The sequence below is a fragment of the Rathayibacter sp. VKM Ac-2760 genome (assembly GCF_009834185.1).
In the GTDB taxonomy this organism is placed as follows: Bacteria; Actinomycetota; Actinomycetes; order Actinomycetales; family Microbacteriaceae; genus Rathayibacter.
This window is the reverse complement of the sequence record NZ_CP047173.1, coordinates 3,342,646-3,362,700: the sequence shown is the minus strand read 5'-3', so window position 1 is coordinate 3,362,700 and position 20,055 is coordinate 3,342,646. Positions and strand designations below refer to the sequence as shown.

Below are 20,055 nucleotides of genomic sequence, written 5' to 3'. Positions count from 1 at the left end.
CGGATGCGGATGCTTGCACCTAAGTCCTGAGGAGGACCCACAGTGGCTAAGGCCAAGTTCGAGCGGACCAAGCCGCACGTCAACATCGGAACCATCGGTCACGTCGACCACGGAAAGACCACGCTCACCGCGGCGATCTCGAAGGTTCTGGCGGACAAGTACCCGTCCGCGACCAACGTCCAGCGTGACTTCGCGTCGATCGACTCCGCTCCCGAGGAGCGCCAGCGCGGCATCACGATCAACATCTCGCACGTCGAGTACGAGACGCCGAAGCGCCACTACGCGCACGTCGACGCCCCCGGTCACGCCGACTACATCAAGAACATGATCACCGGCGCGGCGCAGATGGACGGCGCGATCCTCGTGGTCGCCGCCACCGACGGCCCGATGGCTCAGACCCGTGAGCACGTCCTCCTCGCCAAGCAGGTCGGCGTGCCGTACCTCCTCGTCGCCCTGAACAAGGCCGACATGGTGGACGACGAGGAGATCCTCGAGCTCGTCGAGCTCGAGGTCCGCGAGCTGCTGTCCTCGCAGGGCTTCCCCGGCGACGACGCCCCCGTGGTCCGCGTCTCCGGCCTCAAGGCCCTCGAGGGCGACGAGGCGTGGACCCAGTCCATCCTCGACCTCATGGACGCCGTCGACTCCTCCGTCCCGGACCCGGTCCGCGACAAGGACAAGCCGTTCCTCATGCCGATCGAGGACGTCTTCACGATCACCGGTCGTGGAACCGTCGTCACCGGTCGCGCCGAGCGCGGCACCCTCTCGCTGAACTCCGAGGTCGAGATCGTCGGCATCCGCCCGACGCAGAAGACCACGGTCACCGGCATCGAGATGTTCCACAAGCAGCTCGACGAGGCCTGGGCCGGCGAGAACTGCGGTCTGCTCCTCCGCGGCACCAAGCGCGAGGACGTCGAGCGCGGCCAGGTCGTCGTCAAGCCGGGTTCGGTCACGCCGCACACGGACTTCGAGGGCACCGCGTACATCCTGTCCAAGGACGAGGGTGGGCGTCACAACCCGTTCTACGGGAACTACCGCCCGCAGTTCTACTTCCGCACCACCGACGTCACCGGCGTCATCACGCTGCCCGAGGGCACCGAGATGGTCATGCCCGGCGACACCACCGACATGACGGTCGCGCTGATCCAGCCGATCGCCATGGAGGAGGGCCTCGGCTTCGCCATCCGTGAGGGTGGCCGCACCGTGGGTGCCGGAACGGTCACCAAGATCGTCAAGTAGGTTCTCCTACTGATCTCCCGAGAGGGGTCGTCCGCTTCGGCGGGCGGCCCCTCTCGTCGTTCCCGGAGTGCCGCTCCCAGCCCGCTGCGGCGCCCGGCTGGCTAGCGTGGCGACCATGCCCTTCGTCAAGACCAACCCCTCTGCCCCCGCGCAGTTCTTCGAGTGGGAGGCGGCCGGCCTGCGCTGGCTGGGCGACGCCGAGGAGGCCGGGGGAGTCCGCTGCGTCGAGGTGCTGCGGGTCGGGCCCGGCCGGATCGAGCTGGAGGAGATCCGCTCCGCCCGCCCCACGAGAGAGGCCGCCCGCCGATTCGGGAGCGCGCTCGCGTGCACGCACGACGCGGGAGCCGCGGCGTTCGGAGCGCCGCCGGCCGACTGGTCCGGCCCCGCCTTCATCGGACGCCGCGCGATGCCGTGCACTCCGGAGGCCTCCTGGGGCCGCTTCTACGCGGAGCAGCGCGTCCGGCCCTTCCTCCGTCCGGCCGTCGAGGCGGGGAACCTGTCCTCGGCCGACGCCCGCACCGTCGAGAGCGCCGTCGACCGCGTCCGGTCCGGGGCCTTCGACGACGACGACGTGCCCTCCCGCCTGCACGGCGACCTGTGGAACGGCAACGTGCTCTGGTCGGACGGGGGAGCGGTCCTGATCGACCCGGCCGCGCACGGCGGGCACCGCGAGACCGACCTGGCCATGCTCGCGCTCTTCGGGCTGCCCCACCTCGACGACGTCCTCGCCGGCTACGAGGAGGTCCACCCGCTGCGCGCGGGGGCGGCCGATCGCCTTCCGCTGCACCAGCTGCACCCGCTCGCGGTGCACGCCGCCGGTCATGGTCCCTCCTACGGCCGGGCCCTCGCCGACGCCGCGGCCCGCGTCCTCGCACTCTGATCGCTCCGGCGCGTCCCGCACCGTTCGTCCAGGCCGTGTCGCCACACTGAGGCTCGCGCGGCCCTCCGCCCGCACCGATCAAGGAGGAACCATGGTGGATCTCGGAAAGCTCGGACGCCAGGCGAGCGAGCTGCTCAACAGCAAGAAGGTGCAGGACACCCTGCGCAGCGAGAAGGCGGAGGGCGTCTCCGACCAGGTGCTCGAGAAGACCGGCGACATCGCCAGCCGCCTCACCAAGGGGAAGTACGACGACCGCATCGAGGACCTCAAGCGGCAGGCCGACAAGCGCCTCGGCAACGAGTAGCGCAGGGCCGGGGGGCGTCCGTCAACCCGCTGCCGGTGCCGGCGCCCCCGCCCTATCGTCGGGTCGATGGTTGATCCGCTCACGCAACGACTCCGCAGGACCGACTCGAGCGGGCGCGGCTACACCCGGGTCCGCTCCGGCACGGGCTTTAGCTACCGCGATCCCAAGGGTGCGACGGTCGCCGACCCCGAGCTGCGCGAGCGCTTCGACCACCTCGGCATCCCGCCCGCCTGGCAGGACGTCTGGATCGCCCCGTACCCCAACGGGCACATCCAGGCCACGGGCGTCGACGGTGCCGGGCGCCGCCAGTACATCTACCACCCGACCTGGCGCGAGCAGAAGGATCGGATCAAGTTCGACCGCGCTCTCCGGCTCGCCGAGGCGCTGCCCGCCGCACGCCGTCGCGTCACTGTCGCGCTGCGCGACGACGGGGCGACCCGCGAGCGCGCCCTGGCGACCGGCTTCCGGATGCTCGACACCGGATCGCTCCGCGTCGGCAGCGAGCAGTACGCGAAGGAGCACGGCAGCATCGGCCTGACCACGCTGCTCTGCTCCCACGCGACGACGCACGGCGACCGCGTGGCGCTCGCCTTCCCTGGCAAGAGCCACCAGGCCTGGACGAGCGAGATCCTCGACCACGACCTCGCCCGCGTGGTCCGGGCGCTGAAGCGGCGCGGCCCGAACGCGCGGCTCCTCGCCTGGAAGGACGGTCGGCAGTGGCGGCCCGTCTCGGCCGGCGACATCAACGACTACGTGCGCGAGCGCGCCGGCGACGACTTCACGGCGAAGGACTTCCGCACGCTGCACGGCACGGTGGCCGCGGCGCTGAGCCTCGCGAAGACGGGACCGCAGCCCACCCAGCGCCTGCGGACCAGAGCGATCTCCCAGGCCATGAAGGACGCGTCGGAGGTGCTCGGGAACACGCCGACGGTGGCCCGCGCGAGCTACGTCGATCCGCGTCTGCTCGATCACTTCCGGGCCGGGGAGACGATCGATCCGGCTCGGCCGGCGTCGGCCGAGACCACGCTCCGGGCCCTGCTCTTCGAGTGAGCGAGGCGCGTCGCCCGGGCCTGCGCAGGCCCGGGATTCCGCGGCTCGGCACCTCCCGGCGAGGAGCCCGAGTGCGCGACACGCCCGGGTTGCAGGTACCGCTGATCCGTGAGAGACTCTTCTAGTTCAAAATTTCCACCCGAGCGGCGTGCTGCGAGGGGTTGGAACACTGCCAGGCAGTGCCGAGACGGCGCCGCAGCGGCTCGACCCGAGAGGGCGGCCCCGCGGGTGCGACGTCGAGGCGGCGGGTAGCAGAACGACAACAACCGACAACTCAACGGGCTCTCCGTGCGTCGTGCGTTCTGCACGACTCTCAGAGCGCCTCGAGCGCGGTGCTTTTGACAGAAGAACACTGGTGCACTTCTCCGGTTCTCCGGATGTTCCTTCGCGAGCGCGTCCTATGCGACACGAGTCCGGCTCCGGCCGGGGGAGTGGCGTACGACGCAATAACAAGAGAGTGAGAGATCACACATGGCGGGACAGAAGATCCGCATCCGACTGAAGTCGTACGACCACGAGGTCATCGACACGTCGGCGCGCAAGATCGTCGACACGGTGACCCGTGCCGGTGCAACGGTCGTCGGCCCCGTGCCGCTGCCGACGGAGAAGAACGTGGTCTGCGTGATCCGTTCTCCCCACAAGTACAAGGACAGCCGCGAGCACTTCGAGATGCGCACTCACAAGCGCCTCATCGACATCATCGACCCGACGCCCAAGGCCGTCGACTCGCTGATGCGCCTCGACCTCCCGGCCGACGTCAACATCGAGATCAAGCTCTAAGGAGGAGTGCCACCATGTCTGTCACTGTTTCCCCCACGCTGAAGACCAGCAAGGGCCTCCTCGGCACCAAGCTCGGCATGACCCAGGTCTGGGACGAGAACAACAAGCTCGTCCCCGTCACGGTCATCGAGATCAGCCCCAACGTCGTGACCCAGGTCCGCACGGAGGAGAAGGACGGCTACACCGCCGTCCAGCTCGCCGCCGGTGCGATCGACCCGCGCAAGGTGAACAAGCCCGCCGCCGGTCACTTCGACGCCGCGGGCGTCACCCCCCGCCGCCACCTCACCGAGGTCCGCACCTCCGACGCCGCCGACTACTCGGCCGGCCAGGAGCTGACCGTGGACTCGGTCTTCGCGGCCGGCACCAAGGTCGACGTCGTGGGCACCTCCAAGGGCAAGGGCTTCGCCGGTGTCATGAAGCGCCACAACTTCAAGGGCGTCTCGGCTTCGCACGGTTCGCACCGCAACCACCGCAAGCCCGGCTCCATCGGCGCCTCCTCGACCCCCAGCCGTGTCTTCAAGGGCATGCGGATGGCCGGCCGCATGGGTGGCGAGCGCGTCACCGTGCTCAACCTCAAGGTGCACTCCGTCGACGCCGAGAAGGGACTGCTGCTCGTCAAGGGCGCCGTCCCCGGTGCGCGCGGTCGCCTCGTGTTCGTTCGCAACGCCGTGAAGGGAGCGTAGTTCCATGGCTACCTCTGTCGACATCATCGACGTCCAGGGCAGCAAGTCGGGCGCCTTCGAGCTCCCCGCCGAGCTCTTCGACGTCCAGACCAACATCCCCCTGATCCACCAGGTCGTCGTCGCGCAGCTCGCCGCGGCGCGTCAGGGCACCCACTCCACGAAGAACCGTGGCGAGGTCTCGGGAGCCGGCCGCAAGCCGTTCAAGCAGAAGGGAACCGGTCGCGCTCGTCAGGGCTCGATCCGCGCCCCGCACATGACCGGTGGTGGCGTCGTCCACGGACCGACCCCCCGCAGCTACGCGCAGCGCACCCCCAAGAAGATGATCGCCGCCGCTCTGCTCGGTGCTCTCTCGGACCGCGCCCGCGGTGCTCGCATCCACGTGGTCGAGTCCCTCGCCCTCGGCGACACCCCGAAGACGAAGGACGTCCTCGTCCTGCTCGACGCCCTCTCGGTGTCGCGCAACGTCCTCGTGGTCCTCGAGCGCGACGACTACATCGCCGAGCTGTCGCTGCGCAACGTGCCGTTCGTGCACATCCTGCCGTCCGACCAGCTGAACGCGTACGACGTGCTCGTCTCCGACGACATCGTCTTCACGAAGGCCGCACTCGACGCGTTCATCGCCTCGAAGTCCGGCGCCAAGAAGGAAGAGGTGAACGCATGAGCCAGTCCGCCGCGTTCAACAAGGACCCCCGCGACGTCATCATCTCGCCGGTGGTCTCGGAGAAGTCCTACGGCCTGATCGACGAGGGCAAGTACACCTTCGTCGTCGACCCGCGCTCGAACAAGACCGAGATCAAGCTCGCGATCGAGAAGATCTTCGGTGTTCAGGTCGCGTCGATCAACACGCTGAACCGTCAGGGCAAGACCCGCCGCACGAAGTTCGGAGCCGGCAAGCGCAAGGACACGAAGCGCGCGATCGTCACGCTGAAGTCCGGTTCCATCGACATCTTCACGAGCGTCGGCTGAGCCGAAGAAGCGTAGAGGAAACAGACAATGGCTATTCGTAAGTACAAGCCCACGACCCCCGGTCGTCGCGGCTCCAGCGTTGCCGACTTCGCCGAGATCACCCGATCGACGCCCGAGAAGTCGCTCCTTCGCCCGCTGTCCAAGACCGGTGGCCGCAACAACTCCGGCCGCATCACGACGCGTCACATCGGTGGTGGCCACAAGCGCCAGTACCGACTGATCGACTTCCGTCGCAACGACAAGGACGGCATCAACGCCAAGGTCGCTCACATCGAGTACGACCCCAACCGCACGGCGCGCATCGCGCTGCTCCACTTCGTGGACGGCACCAAGCGCTACATCCTGGCGCCGAACAAGCTCTCGCAGGGCGACGTCGTCGAGTCGGGCTCCGGTGCCGACATCAAGCCCGGCAACAACCTGCCGCTGCGCAACATCCCGACCGGTACGGTCATCCACGCGATCGAGATCAAGCCCGGCGGCGGCGCGAAGCTCGCCCGCTCGGCCGGCACCTCGGTCCGCCTCGTCGCCAAGGACGGCCCCTACGCGCAGCTCCGCCTGCCGTCGGGCGAGATCCGCAACGTCGACGCGCGCTGCCGCGCCACGATCGGCGAGGTCGGCAACGCCGAGCAGTCGAACATCAACTGGGGCAAGGCCGGCCGCATGCGCTGGAAGGGCGTCCGCCCGACCGTCCGCGGTGTCGCGATGAACCCGGTCGACCACCCCCACGGTGGTGGAGAGGGCAAGACCTCCGGTGGTCGCCACCCGGTCAGCCCCTGGGGCCAGTCCGAGGGACGCACCCGTCGCCCCAACAAGGAGAGCGACAAGCTCATCGTTCGCCGCCGCACCGCCGGTAAGAAGCGCAAGTAGGAGTTGTAGAAGATGCCTCGCAGTCTCAAGAAGGGCCCCTTCGTTGACGACCACCTGCTCCGCAAGGTGTTCACGGCCAACGAAGCCGGCAACAAGAACGTCATCAAGACCTGGTCGCGCCGTTCGATGATCATCCCGGCGATGCTGGGTCACACCATCGCGGTCCACGACGGTCGCAAGCACATCCCCGTGTTCGTGACCGAGACCATGGTCGGCCACAAGCTCGGCGAGTTCGCCCCCACTCGGACCTTCCGCGGTCACGAGAAGGACGACAAGAAGGGCCGTCGCCGCTGACGCGGCGACGAGAAGGAGGAGAGAAATGGTGGAGTCGATCGCACGCGTGCGACACATCCGCGTCACCCCCCAGAAGGCTCGCCGTGTCGTGAACCTGATCCGCGGGAAGCAGGCGGAGGAGGCCCTGGCCATCCTCAAGTTCGCCCCGCAGGGTGCGTCCGAGCCCGTCTACAAGCTCGTCGCCTCGGCGATGGCCAACGCTCGCGTCAAGGCCGATGCCTCGAACGAGTACCTCGACGACCAGGACCTGTTCGTGTCCCGCGCCTTCGTCGATGAGGGAACCACCCTCAAGCGATTCCAGCCCCGTGCCCAGGGTCGTGCCTTCCGCATCAACAAGCGCACCAGCCACATCACCGTCGTGCTGGCCACTCCTGAGGAGGGGACCAAGTAATGGGTCAGAAAGTAAACCCCTACGGTTTCCGTCTGGGAATCACCACCGACCACGTGTCGCGCTGGTTCTCCGACAGCACCAAGAAGGGTCAGCGGTACAGCGACTTCCTCGCTGAGGACGTCAAGATCCGCCGGCTCCTCGCCACGCAGCTCGACCGCGCGGGCGTCGCCCGCATCGAGATCGAGCGCACCCGCGACCGCGTCCGCGTCGACATCCACACCGCCCGCCCGGGCATCGTGATCGGCCGCCGCGGCGCCGAGGCCGAGCGCATCCGCGCCGACCTCGAGAAGCTCACCGCGAAGCAGATCCAGCTGAACATCCTCGAGGTCAAGAACCCCGAGGCCGAGGCTCAGCTGGTCGCGCAGGGCATCGCCGAGCAGCTCTCCGCCCGCGTGGCCTTCCGCCGCGCGATGCGCAAGGGTCTGCAGGGCGCGCAGCGCGCCGGCGCCAAGGGCGTCCGCATCCAGGTCTCCGGCCGCCTCGGCGGCGCCGAGATGAGCCGCTCGGAGTTCTACCGCGAGGGACGCGTGCCGCTGCACACCCTCCGCGCGAACATCGACTACGGCTTCTACGAGGCGAAGACCACCTTCGGCCGCATCGGCGTGAAGGTCTGGATCTACAAGGGCGACATCACCAACAAGGAGCTCGCTCGGGAGCAGGCGAACAGCAAGTCGTCTCGCCCCGAGCGCAGCGACCGACCGCGTCGCGCCCCCCGCCAGCAGAGCGAGGCGCCCGTCGCAGCAGGAGTTGAGGCATAACCATGTTGATTCCGCGTCGAGTCAAGCACCGCAAGCAGCACCACCCCGGCCGTTCCGGCCAGGCCACCGGTGGCACCAAGGTGTCGTTCGGTGAGTTCGGCATCCAGGCCCTCACCCCGGCCTACGTGACCAACCGTCAGATCGAGTCCGCTCGTATCGCCATGACGCGCCACATCAAGCGCGGCGGAAAGGTGTGGATCAACATCTACCCCGACCGCCCGCTGACCAAGAAGCCCGCCGAGACCCGCATGGGTTCCGGAAAGGGCTCGCCGGAGTGGTGGGTCGCGAACGTCAAGCCGGGTCGCGTCCTCTTCGAGGTCGCCGGCGTCGACGAGCAGCTCGCTCGTGAGGCCATGACCCGTGCCATCCACAAGCTGCCCCTCAAGGCACGCATCATCAAGCGCGAGGAGGGAGACGCATAATGGCGATCGGATCCAAGGAGCTCGTTCCCACCGAGCTCGACACCTTCGAGGACGAGCGTCTCGTCACGGAGCTGAAGAAGGCCAAGGAGGAGCTGTTCAACCTCCGCTTCCAGTCGGCCACCGGCCAGCTGGACACCAACGGCCGCCTGCGTGCCGTCAAGCGCGACATCGCCCGCATCTACACGGTCATCCGTGAGCGCGAGCTGGGCATCCGCGCCACCCCCGCACCCGTCGAGGCCCCGGCCAAGGCGGAGAAGAAGCCGAAGACCAAGAAGGCCGCCAAGGCCGAGGTCACGGCGACCGAGTCGAACGAGGAGGCCAAGTAATGGCAACCGTCACTGACAGCGCCGGCCACGAGTCGGCCGCCCACGACGTCAAGGAGGCGGGCGCTCGCGGTTACCGCAAGACCCGTCGCGGCTACGTGACCAGCGACAAGATGGACAAGACCATCGTCGTCGAGGTCGAGGACCGGGTGAAGCACCCGCTGTACGGCAAGGTCATCCGCCGCACGTCCAAGGTCAAGGTCCACGACGAGCAGAACTCCGCCGGCATCGGCGACTCCGTCGTCATCAGCGAGACCCGTCCCCTCAGCGCCACCAAGCGCTGGCGCCTGGTCGAGATCCTCGAGAAGGCCAAGTAGGCCTCGGCCCGCTTGAGTTAGCAGGAGAGACACATGCTTCAGCAAGAATCCCGAGTCAAGGTCGCCGACAACACCGGCGCCAAGATGCTCCTCACCATCCGCGTGCTCGGTGGCTCCGGCCGCCGCTACGCCGGCCTCGGTGACGTCATCGTCGCGACCGTCAAGGACGCGATCCCCGGCGGAAACGTCAAGAAGGGCGATGTGGTCAAGGCCGTCATCGTCCGGACCATCAAGCAGACCCGTCGTCCCGACGGCTCGTACATCAAGTTCGACGAGAACGCCGCTGTGATCCTGAAGAACGACGGGGACCCCCGCGGCACCCGCATCTTCGGACCGGTCGGTCGCGAGCTCCGCGACAAGAAGTTCATGAAGATCGTCTCGCTGGCACCGGAGGTTATCTAGTCATGGCCAAGATCAAGAAGGGTGACCTCGTGCAGGTCATCTCGGGCGCGACCCAGGCCCGCGGCGGCGACCGCGGCAAGCAGGGCAAGGTTCTCGAGGTCCTGGTCGAGAAGAACCGCGTCGTCGTCGAGGGTGTGAACTTCGTCAAGAAGCACAACCGCGTCGGCCAGTCGCAGCGCGGCTCGAAGGAGGGCGGCATCGAGACCATCGAGGCCCCGCTCCACATCTCGAACGTCGCGATCGTCGACCCGAAGACCAAGAAGCCGACCCGGGTCGGCCACCGCAACGTGGCCGTCACCAAGGACGGCGTGACCAAGACCGTTCGCGTGCGCTACGCGAAGGCGTCGGGTGAGGAACTGTAATGACTGACACCACCGCAGTGGCTGCGAAGGTTCAGCCGCGGCTCAAGGCCAAGTACCAGGCCGACATCATCCCCGCTCTCAAGGAGCAGTTCGGCTTCTCGAACATCCACCAGGTCCCCGGCCTGGTCAAGGTGGTCGTGAACACCGGCGTCGGTGAGGCGGCCCGCGACGGCAAGATCATCGACGGCGCGATCAAGGATCTCACCGCGATCACGGGCCAGAAGCCCCAGGTCACGAAGGCCCGCAAGTCCATCGCGCAGTTCAAGCTGCGCGAGGGCCAGGCCATCGGCGCGCACGTCACCCTCCGCGGTGACCGCGCGTGGGAGTTCCTGGACCGCCTGCTCTCGGTGGCGCTGCCGCGCATCCGCGACTTCCGCGGTCTCTCGGACCGCCAGTTCGACGGCAACGGCAACTACACCTTCGGCATCACGGAGCAGTCGATCTTCCACGAGATCGACCAGGACCGCATCGACCGCGTCCGCGGCTTCGACGTGACCGTGGTCACCACCGCGAAGACCGACGACGAGGGTCGCGCGCTGCTCAAGCAGCTCGGCTTCCCGTTCAAGTCGGCGGACAACGCGTAGCACGACCTCCGAGGCCGGAGGGCGGTTCCCCGCCCTCCGGCCTCGCTGTGCACCCGCATCGCGCCTCCGGGCACAGCGCGGGCCCGCGCACTCAGAGCTCCGATCCGCCCCCGGGAGGATCGGCCGTCGGCCCTCGACCGCCGGCCATCAGCCGTGTACCATGGCTCGTTGGCCTGCGCTCGCGCGGCCGCATGGGCGTCGACGTCGTCGGCGCCGTCCCACACCACAGGTCGTCACTCTTGTAAAGGGTGCCGAAACCAGGCGAGAAAGGCACCATCAGCCATGACCATGACTGATCCGGTCGCAGATCTGCTGACCAGAATCCGCAACGCGAACTCCGCGCACCACGACTCCATCGCCCTCCCCGGCTCGAAGCTCAAGGCGCACATCGCCGAGATCCTCAAGCGCGAGGGCTACATCTCCGACTGGAAGGTCGAGGAGGCGCGCGTCGGCACGACGCTCTCCATCTCCCTCAAGTACGGACCGAACCGCGAGCGCTCCATCGCCGGCATCAAGCGCGTCTCGAAGCCCGGCCTCCGCGTCTACGCGAAGTCGACCGAGATCCCCACCGTCCTCGGTGGCCTCGGCGTCGCCATCCTGTCCACGTCGAGCGGTCTGCTGACCGACCGTCAGGCCGAGAAGAAGGGCGTGGGTGGGGAAGTCCTCGCCTACGTGTGGTAACCCCATGTCGCGTATTGGAAGACTCCCCATCGAGATCCCGGCGGGCGTCGACGTCTCCGTCGCCGGATCCGTCGTGACCGTCAAGGGCCCCAAGGGCGAGCTGACCGTGCCGGTCGCCAGCCCCATCCAGGTCGCCGTCGAAGGCGGTCAGGTCCTGGTCTCCCGTCCCGACGACGAGCGCGAGTCGCGCTCGCTGCACGGCCTCACCCGGACGCTCATCGCGAACGACATCATCGGTGTCACGCAGGGCTACTCCAAGGGCCTCGAGGTCGTCGGAACCGGTTACCGCGTGCTGGTGAAGGGCTCGGACATCGAGTTCGCGCTCGGCTTCTCGCACCCGGTCGTCGTCACCCCTCCCGCGGGCATCTCGTTCACGGTCGAGGGCAACAACAAGGTCACCGTGCACGGCATCTCCAAGCAGGCCGTCGGCGAAGTGGCCGCCAACATTCGTAAGATCCGCAAGCCCGAGCCCTACAAGGGCAAGGGCGTGCGCTACGCCGGCGAGGTCGTTCGCCGCAAGGCCGGAAAGAGCGGTAAGTGATCATGGGACTCGGAACCAGAGGAAAGAGCAAGTCCGCCGCTCGCGGTCGTCGTCACGACCGCCTGCGCAAGAAGGTCGTCGGCTCCGCCGAGCGACCCCGTCTCGTCGTCAACCGATCGGCCCGCCACGTCTTCGTGCAGATCGTCGACGACGCACAGGGCCGCACCCTCGCGTCCGCGTCGACCCTCGAGGCCGACCTCCGCGTGTTCGACGGTGACAAGACCGCCAAGGCCCGCCGGGTCGGCGAGCTGCTCGCCGAGCGCGCGAAGACCGCAGGAGTCGAGGCGGTCGTCTTCGACCGCGGAGGCAACAAGTACGCCGGTCGCGTCGCCGCGATCGCCGATGGAGCACGAGAGGGAGGGCTCAACCTGTGACCCCCGCAGAGAGCAAGGAACCCGAGGTCGCCGCCGTGTCGGAGGCCCCCGTCGAGACCGCTGCGTCCACGCAGCCGCAGCAGGAGGCTCGCGAGCCTCGCCGCGGCGGCCGTGACCGCAACCAGGGCGGCCGCGACCGCGGAGGCCGCGACTCCGAGAAGAGCCAGTTCCTCGAGCGCGTCGTGACCATCAACCGCGTGTCGAAGGTCGTCAAGGGCGGTCGTCGCTTCAGCTTCACCGCGCTCGTCGTCGTCGGCGACGGCAACGGACTCGTCGGAGTCGGCTACGGCAAGGCCCGCGAGGTCCCCACCGCCATCTCCAAGGGTGTCGAGGAGGCGAAGAAGAACTTCTTCCGCGTCCCGCGCGTCGGCTCGACCATCCCGCACCCCGTCCAGGGTGAGGCCGCTGCCGGTGTCGTTCTCCTGCGCCCCGCGTCGTCGGGTACCGGTGTCATCGCCGGCGGTCCCGTCCGCGCCGTGCTCGAGTGCGCCGGCATCCACGACGTCCTGAGCAAGTCGCTCGGCTCGTCGAACACCATCAACATCGTCCACGCGACGGTGACGGCCCTGCAGCAGCTCGAGGAGCCGCGCGCCGTCGCCGCTCGTCGCGGGCTCGACTTCGACCAGGTCGCGCCGCCCCGGCTCGTCCGCGCCGAGGCCGACGCTCTCGCCGCCGCGTCCAAGTCGAAGGCAGGTGCCTGATGGCCCAGCTCAAGGTGACCCAGATCAAGTCGAAGGTCAGCGAGAAGCAGTACCAGCGCGACACGCTGCGCTCGCTCGGCCTCAGGAAGATCGGTCAGAGCGTCGTCCGCGAGGACAACTCTCAGAACCGCGGATACGTGAAGACCGTCGCCCACCTGGTGAAGGTCGAGGAGATTGACTAATGGCTGACAAGAACCAGGCCGCGACGGAGTCCACGACTCCCGAGCAGGCCTCGACCAAGGAGCACGTGCTCAAGGTCCACCACCTCCGACCCGCAGTCGGCGCCAAGAAGGCGAAGACCCGCGTCGGTCGCGGTGAGGGATCCAAGGGCAAGACCGCCGGTCGCGGCACCAAGGGCACCAAGGCCCGCTACCAGGTGCGCGTCGGCTTCGAGGGTGGGCAGATGCCGCTGCACATGCGCACCCCGAAGCTCCGCGGCTTCAAGAACCCGTTCCGCGTGGAGTACCAGGTCGTGAACCTGTCCGCTCTCGCGGAGCTCTACCCTCAGGGCGGCGACGTCACCATCAGCGACCTGGTCGCGAAGGGTGCCGTTCGCAAGAACGAGAAGGTCAAGGTTCTCGGCGACGGGGACATTGCGGTTACGCTGAACGTCGCGGTCGACAAGGTCTCCAGCTCCGCTGAGCAGAAGATCGTCGCCGCGGGCGGATCCATCAAGTAGCACCAGCAGCTTGTCGGTCGAGCTTGTCACGTCGACTCCCCGCGGGGAGCGCGTGACAAGCTCGACCTGTATCCCGCACCCAGAACTGAGCAGGAGACCCTAGGTAGATGTTTGGCGCCGTAGCGCGGATCTTCCGCACCCCCGACCTCCGCCGCAAGATCGGCTTCACCCTCGCGATCGTGGCGATCTTCCGGCTGGGATCCTTCATCCCTGCTCCGTTCGTCGACTTCGAGGCCGTCCAGGCCTGCCTCGCCGGCAACCAGGGCACCTCCGGTCTGTACGAGCTCGTCAACCTCTTCAGCGGTGGAGCCCTGCTCCAGCTGTCGATCTTCGCGCTCGGCATCATGCCGTACATCACGGCGTCGATCATCGTGCAGCTGCTGCGCGTGGTCATCCCGCACTTCGAGACCCTCTACAAGGAGGGCCAGTCGGGCCAGGGCCGGCTGACGCAGTACACCCGCTATCTCACGATCGCGCTCGGCGTCCTGCAGTCGACCACCCTCATCACCGTCGCCCGCTCGGGCGCGCTGTTCGGCAACTCCGGGGTCCCGGAGTGCTCGGCGCTCATCATCACCGACGAGTGGTACTCGATCCTCCTCATGGTCATCACCATGACCGCGGGCACCGGCATCATCATGTGGATGGGCGAGCTCATCACCGAGCGCGGCATCGGCAACGGCATGTCGCTGCTGATCTTCACCTCGATCGCCGCCCAGTTCCCCACCTCGCTCTGGTCGATCGCGCAGTCGCGCGGCTTCGAGACCTTCCTGCTCGTCCTCGCCGTCGGGCTCGTGCTCGTCGTCGCGGTCGTCTTCGTCGAGCAGTCGCAGCGGCGGATCCCCGTGCAGTACGCCAAGCGGATGGTCGGCAGGCGGACCTACGGCGGGAACAACACCTACATCCCGATCAAGGTCAACATGGCCGGCGTCGTGCCCGTCATCTTCGCGTCGTCGCTGCTCTACCTGCCCGCGCTCATCGCGCAGTTCAACCAGCCCGCGGCCGGCCAGGAGGCTCCGTTCTGGGTCACCTGGATCACCAACTACCTCACCAAGGGCGATCACCCGCTCTACATGGCGCTGTACTTCCTGCTGATCGTCGGGTTCACCTACTTCTACGTCGCGATCACGTTCAACCCCGACGAGGTCGCCGACAACATGAAGCGCTACGGCGGCTTCATCCCCGGCATCCGTGCCGGTCGCCCGACCGCCGAGTACCTGAACTACGTCCTGACCCGGGTGACGCTGCCCGGCTCGGTCTATCTGGGCCTCATCGCGCTCGTGCCGCTCATCGCGCTCGCGCTGGTCGGTGCGAACCAGAACTTCCCGTTCGGCGGGACGTCCATCCTGATCATCGTCGGAGTCGGCCTCGAGACGGTGAAGCAGATCGACTCCCAGCTGCAGCAGCGCCACTACGAAGGGCTCCTCCGATGACCTCGAACCCGGTCGGCTTCCGTCTTCTGCTGATCGGCCCTCCCGGTGCCGGCAAAGGGACTCAGGCCGCCCGGCTCAGCGAGGTCCTGAAGGTCCCCGCGATCTCCACCGGTGACATCTTCCGCGCCAACGTGGCCAACGAGACCGAGCTCGGCCTCCAGGCGAAGTCGTTCCTCGACGCCGGCCGCTACGTCCCGGACGAGCTGACCAACGCGATCGTGCACGACCGGCTGCAGGAGGCCGATGTCTCGACCGGCTTCCTCCTCGACGGCTACCCGCGCACCACGGAGCAGGTCGACGAGCTCGACCGCATCGTCGCGGCCGACGGCAACCGGCTCGACGCGGTCGTGCAGCTGACGGCGGATCCCGACGAGGTCGTGGCCCGCCTGCTCAAGCGCTCCGCGGAGCAGGGTCGCAGCGACGACACCGAGGAGGTCATCCGGCACCGGCTCGCCCTCTACGAGGAGCAGACCGCGCCGCTGATCGACATCTACGCCGCCCGCGGACTCGTGATCGTCGTCGACGGCCTCGGCCCGGTCGACGAGGTGACCGAGCGGATCGTCGTCGCGCTCGAGGGCCACCGCGTCGGGCGCCTGGTCGGCGACTCGCCGGCCGCCTGACCCGTGGCTCTGCGCTCCTCCCTCTACAAGACGCCGGCCCAGCTGCGATCGATGATCGCGCCGGGGCTGGCGACCGCCGCCTCCCTCGACGCCGTCCGCGCCGCGGTCCGGCCCGGTGTCAGCACGCTCGAGCTCGACGCGGTGGCCGAGGCCGCGATCGTCGCGCTCGGCGGGCACTCGAACTTCCAGCTCGTTCCGGGCTACCGGCACACGATCTGCGCGTCGGTGAACGACGAGGTCGTGCACGGGATCCCCGGCGGCCGCGTCCTCGGACCGGGCGACATCGTCTCGATCGACAGCGGCGCCGAGATCGACGGCTGGAACGGCGACTCGGCGATGACGCTCGTGCTGCCCGATCCGTCGCGGCCGGACGACGTCGCGCTGCGGACCGAGCTGTCCCGGGTGACCGAGGGGTCGCTCTGGCGTGGGATCGCGGCCCTCGCCTCCGCTCGCCACCTCAACGAGGTCGGCGCGGCGATCGAGGAGTACATCGAGGACGAGGCGGAGGCCACGGGCCGGACCTACGGCATCCTCACCGACTACATCGGCCACGGCATCGGCCGGACCATGCACGAGGCGCCGCCGGTCTTCAACTACCGGGTGCGCCAGCGCGGGCCCGAGGTGAAGCCCGGGCTCGTCGTCGCCATCGAGCCGATGGTCACCGCGGGCAGCGCGGAGACGGTCGTCCGCGAGGACGACTGGACGGTGGCGACCATCGACGGCAGCATGTCGGCGCACTGGGAGCACTCCGTCGCGGTCCACCGCGACGGCATCTGGGTGACGACCCTCGCCGACGGCGGGGCCGCCGGCCTGGCGCCGTACGGGATCGTGCCGACGCCGATCGCCTGAGACGCTCCGACGTCCGGCCGCGCCTCGGCGAGGTCACGCCTGGGGAGCGCCGGCCGCCGCGCGGACGGCGGCGACGCTCGTGGCGACGTCGGCCGGATCGGTCGACCAGTTGCTCACCGAGATCCGCAGCACGTCCCGCCCCCGCCAATGGGAGCCGGACATCCAGACGGTGCCGTCCTCGATCAGCCGGCGGGTCACCTCCCGGGTCCGTTCGTCCGACTCGAAGGCCAGGCAGACCTGGGTGAAGACGACCTCGTTCAGCACGCTGACCCCCGGGACCGCTGAGAGCTGATCCGCCAGATCCTTCGCAGTGGCGACCAGTCCGTCGACGAGGGAGACGAGGCCGGTCCGGCCCAGCTGGCGCAAGGCCGCCCACACCGGCACACCGCGTGCTCGGCGGGACATCTCCGGTGTCAGATCCATCGGGTCCGGCTCGTCGCCGTCAGCGCGGATCAGGTAGGCCGTCCGGGTCCCCAGTGCCGCGCCGGCGGCCCCGCTCCGCGCCACGACGGCGACTCCGCAGTCGTACGGGACGTTGAGCGTCTTGTGCGCGTCCGTCGCCCAGGAGTCCGCCGTCTCGATCCCGCGCAGGAGCGGGCGGAGCGCAGGGCTGGCTCCCGCCCACAAGCCGAAGGCGCCGTCGACGTGGACCCACGCGCCGTGCTCGTGCGCGATCTCGATCGCGTCGGCCATCGGATCGAAGGCGCCGGAGTGCAGGTTCCCGGCCTTGAGGCAGACGATCACGGGGCCGTCCGCTCGCTCCAGTGCGGTGGCGAGCGCAGCGACGAGGACGCGGCCCTGGTCGTCGGTGTCGACGAGCGTGGGCGCCCCGAGCCCCAGGTAGCGCAGGGCGAGATCGACGGAGGTGTGCCGCTCCGCTCCAGCGAGCACGGTGAGCCGCGGCGCTCCCTGCAGGCCGTCGGCGTTCACGTCCCAGCCGACCCGGTCCAGTGCGAAGGCGCGGGCGGTGGCCAGCCCCACGAAGTTCGCCATCGTCGCCCCGGTGGTGAATCCGACGTCCGCCGTCGCCGGGAGCCCGAGTGCCGTGAGCAGCCACTCGCCGGCGACCTGCTCGACGGCGGCCGTCGCCGGTGAGGCGTAGCGCATGGCGGCGTTCTGATCCCAGGCGCTGACCAGCCAGTCCGCGCCGAGAGCGGCAGGCAGGGTGCCGCCGATCACCCAGCCGAAGAACCGCCCGGAGGGCATCGCCATCAAGCCGGGCTCCGAGAGTGTCGCGAGCTCCTCCACCACGGCGGCGGGCTCGAGCGGGTTCTCCTGCAACGGCCCGCCGAACGCCTCCGCCATCTGCTCGACGTTCTTGGACGGCGGTATCGGCCGGCTCGGGAGGGTCTCGATCCACCGCATCGCGGCGGCGGACGATCGGTCCAGCGCGGAACGGTAGACCTCGGGATCGACAGACATGGGATGCTCCTTCGTCGCAGCGATCGGGGGCGCCCCCTGCCGAGTCTGACCGCCCGCCCGCGCCAGGAACAGGGGCACGCGTGGATCAGTGTCCGTGGAGCGGCGGATCAGGCACCGCACCACGTGCGGTCGCCGCCGACGATCTCGATACGCCCTCCCCGAGTAGCCGCGGAGCGGTGTATCGAGACCCGCGTCAGCTGTCGATGACGCGGACGAGCTCCTCGATGAAGCCGCCGAAGTCCGTCGAGCGGCGGATCAGGCGCTGCACCTCGGCGCGGTCGGCGAAGACCTCGACGAACTGGTCGAAGACCGACTGGAAGGTGCTGCGCCCCGCGGACGCGAACGCGATCATCGCGATGACGTTGACCCGCTGCTCGCCCCACGCCATCGGGACGTCGTTGACGACGATCGCGATCGCGGTGCGACGGGCGCTCATCGCCATCGCGTGCGGGACCGCGAGATTGTCGGTGAACGCGGTGGAGCTCATCCGCTCGCGGTCGATCGCGCCGTCGACGTAGTCCTCGTCGATGATGCCGCCGGCGATCATCCGCTCGCCGAGCAGGCGGATCATCGCGGACTCGTCCCGCGCGTGCAGATTGCGGAAGAAGAGCGACTCGTCGAAGAACTGCAGCAGCTCGTCCTTGATCCGCGCCCGGCGCCGGTGCCGGCGCACCCGCGCGATCGCCCGGCGCACCGCGTCCACGTCGTGATCGGTCAGGAACGGCTGCACCACGACGACGTCCTCGGCGGCGGGCCGCTCGTCGATGGTGGTGATCACGAGATCCGCGGTCAGCCGGTCCCAGTCGACGTCGCTCCGGGTGATCAGCGAGCGGACCTCCACCTCGGTGCCGAGCGAGCGCTCGACCCGCAGCCGCAGCATGTGCGCGAGGTCGTAGTAGTTGGGGCAGACGATGACGCAGGACAGCCGCTCCTCGCGCCGCGACACCCGCTCGAGGAACGAGCCGACGTGCAGGGCGATGTAGGCGATCTCGTCCTCGTTGACCGAGATCCCGCGCAGTCGCTGCAGCCCGCTCGCGAGGAACACCGCGATCTCGTAGGTCATCGGGAAACTGGTCTTGATCGAGCGGGTCAGCGGGTTCCGCGAGTAGCCGCCCTCCGTGGCCCGCGCGACGAGGTTCCGCACGTGCAGCGCGAGGCGGACGATGAAGCCCTCGTCGTCGAGGTCGACCAGGTAGGCCTCGTTGACGTCCGCGACGAGCTCGCGGACCACGGCGAGGTCCTCCGGGTCGAGGTAGTTCTCGACGACGGTCGCCACCGGCTCGTTCTGCCCGGGAGTCGCGACCCTGGTCGTCATCAGGATCGCGAGCTGGGCGAGCTCCGCGTCGGTGAGCCGGGTCGCGAAGTGGCGCTCGACCAGCTCGGCGAGCAGCGCCGCCAGCTCGCCGTGGACGGCGGGGGAGGGGCGCGAGCCGGAGGGGTCGCCGATGCCGCGGGTCACCCGGTCGACCGCGATCGCGATGTGCAGCAGCACGCTGTTCACGCCGTAGTCGTTGATGTAGTAGCCGCGGCTCTCGAGCGCGGCGAGCAGCTCGGTCTTGAACGCGCCGAGTCCGGGGGAGGCGAACTCGCGCTGCACGTCGTCGAGGGTGAACACGCCCTGCGCGCTCTCGTCGCGGAACATCCGCGAGATCAGCCGGCGCCGCGCCTCCTCGCTGCCCTCGAGGCGCACGGACGGACCGCGGCGGACCAGGGCGAGTCCCGCCTCGTCCGCGAGCGCCTTCACCCGGCGCAGGTCGGCGTCGACCGTCGACTCGCTGACCGAGAGCGCCTCGGCGAGCGCGACGACGTCGAGCCCCTCGTCGGAGTCGACCAGGCGGCGGACGATGCTGTAGAGCCGGTCGCGCGGGGTGTCCGGTTCGACGTCGCGGAGCTGCCGGGTCTCGAGGAACGCGGTGTACGCGTCGCGGGCGAGCCGGTAGCCGTTCGCGGACGACTCGACCGGCTCGAGCGGAGCCGCCTGGGTCTTCACCGCGGTGACGTAGCTGCGGACGCTGCGGGTGGTCACCCCGAGCCGGTCGGCGAGCTCGTGCGCCGTCACCCAGCCGTCGGCGCGGGAGAGGTACTCCAGCAGTCGTTCGCGGTTGTCAGGCATCGGTCTTCCAGTCAACCATCTCCGGG

The 20,055-nt window shown here is 68.8% G+C and carries 29 protein-coding genes; 27 read left to right on the top strand and 2 right to left on the bottom strand.

Translation table 11 applies throughout. The features are described 5' to 3' along the window. Positions 1 to 42: 42 nt before the first annotated feature. The 27 genes from tuf (at position 43) to map (ending at position 16,494) form a co-directional block, all read left to right on the top strand. Positions 43 to 1,236, top strand: a complete 1,194-nt coding sequence (gene tuf / locus GSU72_RS15335; protein ID WP_159985815.1) for an elongation factor Tu — start codon at positions 43 to 45, stop codon at positions 1,234 to 1,236. A 115-nt stretch (positions 1,237 to 1,351) separates the two neighbouring features. Then, entirely contained in the window at positions 1,352 to 2,116 is a 765-nt protein-coding gene (locus GSU72_RS15330; RefSeq protein ID WP_159985814.1) for a fructosamine kinase family protein, read from the top strand. 91 nt (positions 2,117 to 2,207) lie between these two features. After that, the gene (locus tag GSU72_RS15325; RefSeq protein WP_159985813.1) at positions 2,208 to 2,420 is read left to right on the top strand and encodes an Rv0909 family putative TA system antitoxin; all 213 of its coding nucleotides are present in this window, start codon (positions 2,208 to 2,210) and stop codon (positions 2,418 to 2,420) included. A 66-nt stretch (positions 2,421 to 2,486) separates the two neighbouring features. Further along, entirely contained in the window at positions 2,487 to 3,470 is a 984-nt protein-coding gene (locus GSU72_RS15320) for a DNA topoisomerase IB (protein ID WP_159985812.1), read from the top strand. 471 nt (positions 3,471 to 3,941) lie between these two features. Next, the gene (gene rpsJ, locus GSU72_RS15315; RefSeq protein ID WP_005050520.1) at positions 3,942 to 4,250 is read left to right on the top strand and encodes a 30S ribosomal protein S10; all 309 of its coding nucleotides are present in this window, start codon (positions 3,942 to 3,944) and stop codon (positions 4,248 to 4,250) included. 14 nt (positions 4,251 to 4,264) lie between these two features. Further along, entirely contained in the window at positions 4,265 to 4,933 is a 669-nt protein-coding gene (rplC, locus tag GSU72_RS15310; RefSeq protein ID WP_159985811.1) for a 50S ribosomal protein L3, read from the top strand. A gap of 4 nt (positions 4,934 to 4,937) precedes the next feature. Continuing rightward, positions 4,938 to 5,594, top strand: a complete 657-nt coding sequence (rplD, locus tag GSU72_RS15305) for a 50S ribosomal protein L4 (RefSeq protein ID WP_159985810.1) — start codon at positions 4,938 to 4,940, stop codon at positions 5,592 to 5,594. Next, complete coding sequence (gene rplW, locus GSU72_RS15300) at positions 5,591 to 5,899, top strand: 50S ribosomal protein L23 (RefSeq protein ID WP_123445042.1); 309 nt, start codon at positions 5,591 to 5,593, stop codon at positions 5,897 to 5,899. Before rplD ends, rplW begins: the two co-directional genes overlap by 4 nt. Before the next feature lie 27 nt (positions 5,900 to 5,926). After that, positions 5,927 to 6,766, top strand: a complete 840-nt coding sequence (gene rplB / locus GSU72_RS15295; protein ID WP_123445043.1) for a 50S ribosomal protein L2 — start codon at positions 5,927 to 5,929, stop codon at positions 6,764 to 6,766. Positions 6,767 to 6,778: 12 nt separating this feature from the next. Beyond that, the gene (rpsS, locus tag GSU72_RS15290; protein ID WP_055787078.1) at positions 6,779 to 7,060 is read left to right on the top strand and encodes a 30S ribosomal protein S19; all 282 of its coding nucleotides are present in this window, start codon (positions 6,779 to 6,781) and stop codon (positions 7,058 to 7,060) included. 25 nt (positions 7,061 to 7,085) lie between these two features. Then, on the top strand, positions 7,086 to 7,451 hold the full coding sequence (rplV, locus tag GSU72_RS15285; protein WP_123445044.1) for a 50S ribosomal protein L22: 366 nt from the start codon (positions 7,086 to 7,088) through the stop codon (positions 7,449 to 7,451). Next, positions 7,451 to 8,209 carry a 30S ribosomal protein S3 gene (gene rpsC / locus GSU72_RS15280; protein WP_056037327.1) on the top strand — a complete coding sequence of 253 codons (759 nt, stop codon included), beginning with the start codon at positions 7,451 to 7,453 and terminating at the stop codon, positions 8,207 to 8,209. The genes rplV and rpsC overlap by 1 nt, the downstream gene beginning before the upstream one ends. Positions 8,210 to 8,211: 2 nt before the next feature. Next, positions 8,212 to 8,631, top strand: a complete 420-nt coding sequence (gene rplP, locus GSU72_RS15275) for a 50S ribosomal protein L16 (RefSeq protein ID WP_068209436.1) — start codon at positions 8,212 to 8,214, stop codon at positions 8,629 to 8,631. Further along, complete coding sequence (rpmC, locus tag GSU72_RS15270) at positions 8,631 to 8,957, top strand: 50S ribosomal protein L29 (RefSeq protein WP_159985809.1); 327 nt, start codon at positions 8,631 to 8,633, stop codon at positions 8,955 to 8,957. The genes rplP and rpmC overlap by 1 nt, the downstream gene beginning before the upstream one ends. Then, the gene (gene rpsQ, locus GSU72_RS15265; protein WP_159985808.1) at positions 8,957 to 9,271 is read left to right on the top strand and encodes a 30S ribosomal protein S17; all 315 of its coding nucleotides are present in this window, start codon (positions 8,957 to 8,959) and stop codon (positions 9,269 to 9,271) included. The genes rpmC and rpsQ overlap by 1 nt, the downstream gene beginning before the upstream one ends. A gap of 33 nt (positions 9,272 to 9,304) precedes the next feature. After that, positions 9,305 to 9,673: a 50S ribosomal protein L14 gene (gene rplN, locus GSU72_RS15260; protein WP_123445048.1), complete on the top strand. Its 369-nt coding sequence runs from the start codon at positions 9,305 to 9,307 to the stop codon at positions 9,671 to 9,673. A 2-nt stretch (positions 9,674 to 9,675) separates the two neighbouring features. Beyond that, positions 9,676 to 10,035 (top strand): 50S ribosomal protein L24, encoded by a 360-nt coding sequence (rplX, locus tag GSU72_RS15255; RefSeq protein ID WP_159985807.1) that lies wholly within the window; start codon positions 9,676 to 9,678, stop codon positions 10,033 to 10,035. Next, complete coding sequence (rplE, locus tag GSU72_RS15250; protein WP_123445050.1) at positions 10,035 to 10,619, top strand: 50S ribosomal protein L5; 585 nt, start codon at positions 10,035 to 10,037, stop codon at positions 10,617 to 10,619. The genes rplX and rplE overlap by 1 nt, the downstream gene beginning before the upstream one ends. 282 nt (positions 10,620 to 10,901) lie before the next feature. Next, entirely contained in the window at positions 10,902 to 11,300 is a 399-nt protein-coding gene (gene rpsH / locus GSU72_RS15245) for a 30S ribosomal protein S8 (protein ID WP_159985806.1), read from the top strand. Positions 11,301 to 11,304: 4 nt separating this feature from the next. After that, a complete protein-coding gene (gene rplF, locus GSU72_RS15240; protein ID WP_133960595.1) occupies positions 11,305 to 11,841 on the top strand; it encodes a 50S ribosomal protein L6 in 537 nt (178 codons plus the stop codon). 2 nt (positions 11,842 to 11,843) lie between these two features. Continuing rightward, positions 11,844 to 12,215, top strand: a complete 372-nt coding sequence (gene rplR / locus GSU72_RS15235) for a 50S ribosomal protein L18 (RefSeq protein WP_159985805.1) — start codon at positions 11,844 to 11,846, stop codon at positions 12,213 to 12,215. A gap of 35 nt (positions 12,216 to 12,250) precedes the next feature. Further along, positions 12,251 to 12,916, top strand: a complete 666-nt coding sequence (rpsE, locus tag GSU72_RS15230) for a 30S ribosomal protein S5 (RefSeq protein WP_173287519.1) — start codon at positions 12,251 to 12,253, stop codon at positions 12,914 to 12,916. Further along, complete coding sequence (gene rpmD / locus GSU72_RS15225; protein WP_173232138.1) at positions 12,916 to 13,098, top strand: 50S ribosomal protein L30; 183 nt, start codon at positions 12,916 to 12,918, stop codon at positions 13,096 to 13,098. Before rpsE ends, rpmD begins: the two co-directional genes overlap by 1 nt. Continuing rightward, positions 13,098 to 13,595, top strand: coding sequence for a 50S ribosomal protein L15 (gene rplO / locus GSU72_RS15220; protein WP_159985803.1), 498 nt, complete (start codon positions 13,098 to 13,100; stop codon positions 13,593 to 13,595). Before rpmD ends, rplO begins: the two co-directional genes overlap by 1 nt. Before the next feature lie 107 nt (positions 13,596 to 13,702). Beyond that, complete coding sequence (gene secY / locus GSU72_RS15215; protein WP_159985802.1) at positions 13,703 to 15,025, top strand: preprotein translocase subunit SecY; 1,323 nt, start codon at positions 13,703 to 13,705, stop codon at positions 15,023 to 15,025. Beyond that, positions 15,022 to 15,645, top strand: a complete 624-nt coding sequence (locus GSU72_RS15210; RefSeq protein WP_159985801.1) for an adenylate kinase — start codon at positions 15,022 to 15,024, stop codon at positions 15,643 to 15,645. Before secY ends, GSU72_RS15210 begins: the two co-directional genes overlap by 4 nt. 3 nt (positions 15,646 to 15,648) lie before the next feature. Continuing rightward, positions 15,649 to 16,494: a type I methionyl aminopeptidase gene (gene map, locus GSU72_RS15205; protein ID WP_159985800.1), complete on the top strand. Its 846-nt coding sequence runs from the start codon at positions 15,649 to 15,651 to the stop codon at positions 16,492 to 16,494. Positions 16,495 to 16,527: 33 nt separating this feature from the next. On the opposite strand, the gene GSU72_RS15200 is transcribed toward map, so the two are convergent. After that, a complete protein-coding gene (locus GSU72_RS15200) occupies positions 16,528 to 17,916 on the bottom strand; it encodes a pyridoxal-dependent decarboxylase (RefSeq protein WP_159985799.1) in 1,389 nt (462 codons plus the stop codon). A gap of 193 nt (positions 17,917 to 18,109) precedes the next feature. Further along, positions 18,110 to 20,029, bottom strand: a complete 1,920-nt coding sequence (locus tag GSU72_RS15195) for a BglG family transcription antiterminator (RefSeq protein ID WP_159985798.1) — start codon at positions 20,027 to 20,029, stop codon at positions 18,110 to 18,112. Positions 20,030 to 20,055 lie beyond the last annotated feature (26 nt).

Coding starts and splice junctions, on each gene's coding strand:
- rpsQ (WP_159985808.1), top strand. CDS start 8,957: ATGGCAACCGTCACTGACAGCGCCGGCCACGAGTCGGCCGCCCACGAC.
- GSU72_RS15210 (WP_159985801.1), top strand. CDS start 15,022: ATGACCTCGAACCCGGTCGGCTTCCGTCTTCTGCTGATCGGCCCTCCC.
- rpsJ (WP_005050520.1), top strand. CDS start 3,942: ATGGCGGGACAGAAGATCCGCATCCGACTGAAGTCGTACGACCACGAG.
- rplR (WP_159985805.1), top strand. CDS start 11,844: ATGGGACTCGGAACCAGAGGAAAGAGCAAGTCCGCCGCTCGCGGTCGT.
- rplO (WP_159985803.1), top strand. CDS start 13,098: ATGGCTGACAAGAACCAGGCCGCGACGGAGTCCACGACTCCCGAGCAG.
- rplV (WP_123445044.1), top strand. CDS start 7,086: ATGGTGGAGTCGATCGCACGCGTGCGACACATCCGCGTCACCCCCCAG.
- GSU72_RS15195 (WP_159985798.1), bottom strand. CDS start 20,029: ATGCCTGACAACCGCGAACGACTGCTGGAGTACCTCTCCCGCGCCGAC.
- rpmC (WP_159985809.1), top strand. CDS start 8,631: ATGGCGATCGGATCCAAGGAGCTCGTTCCCACCGAGCTCGACACCTTC.
- GSU72_RS15200 (WP_159985799.1), bottom strand. CDS start 17,916: ATGTCTGTCGATCCCGAGGTCTACCGTTCCGCGCTGGACCGATCGTCC.
- rplD (WP_159985810.1), top strand. CDS start 4,938: ATGGCTACCTCTGTCGACATCATCGACGTCCAGGGCAGCAAGTCGGGC.
- rplW (WP_123445042.1), top strand. CDS start 5,591: ATGAGCCAGTCCGCCGCGTTCAACAAGGACCCCCGCGACGTCATCATC.
- rplP (WP_068209436.1), top strand. CDS start 8,212: ATGTTGATTCCGCGTCGAGTCAAGCACCGCAAGCAGCACCACCCCGGC.
- secY (WP_159985802.1), top strand. CDS start 13,703: ATGTTTGGCGCCGTAGCGCGGATCTTCCGCACCCCCGACCTCCGCCGC.
- rplB (WP_123445043.1), top strand. CDS start 5,927: ATGGCTATTCGTAAGTACAAGCCCACGACCCCCGGTCGTCGCGGCTCC.
- rplX (WP_159985807.1), top strand. CDS start 9,676: ATGGCCAAGATCAAGAAGGGTGACCTCGTGCAGGTCATCTCGGGCGCG.
- rplC (WP_159985811.1), top strand. CDS start 4,265: ATGTCTGTCACTGTTTCCCCCACGCTGAAGACCAGCAAGGGCCTCCTC.
- GSU72_RS15325 (WP_159985813.1), top strand. CDS start 2,208: ATGGTGGATCTCGGAAAGCTCGGACGCCAGGCGAGCGAGCTGCTCAAC.
- GSU72_RS15320 (WP_159985812.1), top strand. CDS start 2,487: ATGGTTGATCCGCTCACGCAACGACTCCGCAGGACCGACTCGAGCGGG.
- rplE (WP_123445050.1), top strand. CDS start 10,035: ATGACTGACACCACCGCAGTGGCTGCGAAGGTTCAGCCGCGGCTCAAG.
- rpsH (WP_159985806.1), top strand. CDS start 10,902: ATGACCATGACTGATCCGGTCGCAGATCTGCTGACCAGAATCCGCAAC.
- rpsC (WP_056037327.1), top strand. CDS start 7,451: ATGGGTCAGAAAGTAAACCCCTACGGTTTCCGTCTGGGAATCACCACC.
- GSU72_RS15330 (WP_159985814.1), top strand. CDS start 1,352: ATGCCCTTCGTCAAGACCAACCCCTCTGCCCCCGCGCAGTTCTTCGAG.
- rplF (WP_133960595.1), top strand. CDS start 11,305: ATGTCGCGTATTGGAAGACTCCCCATCGAGATCCCGGCGGGCGTCGAC.
- rpmD (WP_173232138.1), top strand. CDS start 12,916: ATGGCCCAGCTCAAGGTGACCCAGATCAAGTCGAAGGTCAGCGAGAAG.
- rplN (WP_123445048.1), top strand. CDS start 9,305: ATGCTTCAGCAAGAATCCCGAGTCAAGGTCGCCGACAACACCGGCGCC.
- rpsS (WP_055787078.1), top strand. CDS start 6,779: ATGCCTCGCAGTCTCAAGAAGGGCCCCTTCGTTGACGACCACCTGCTC.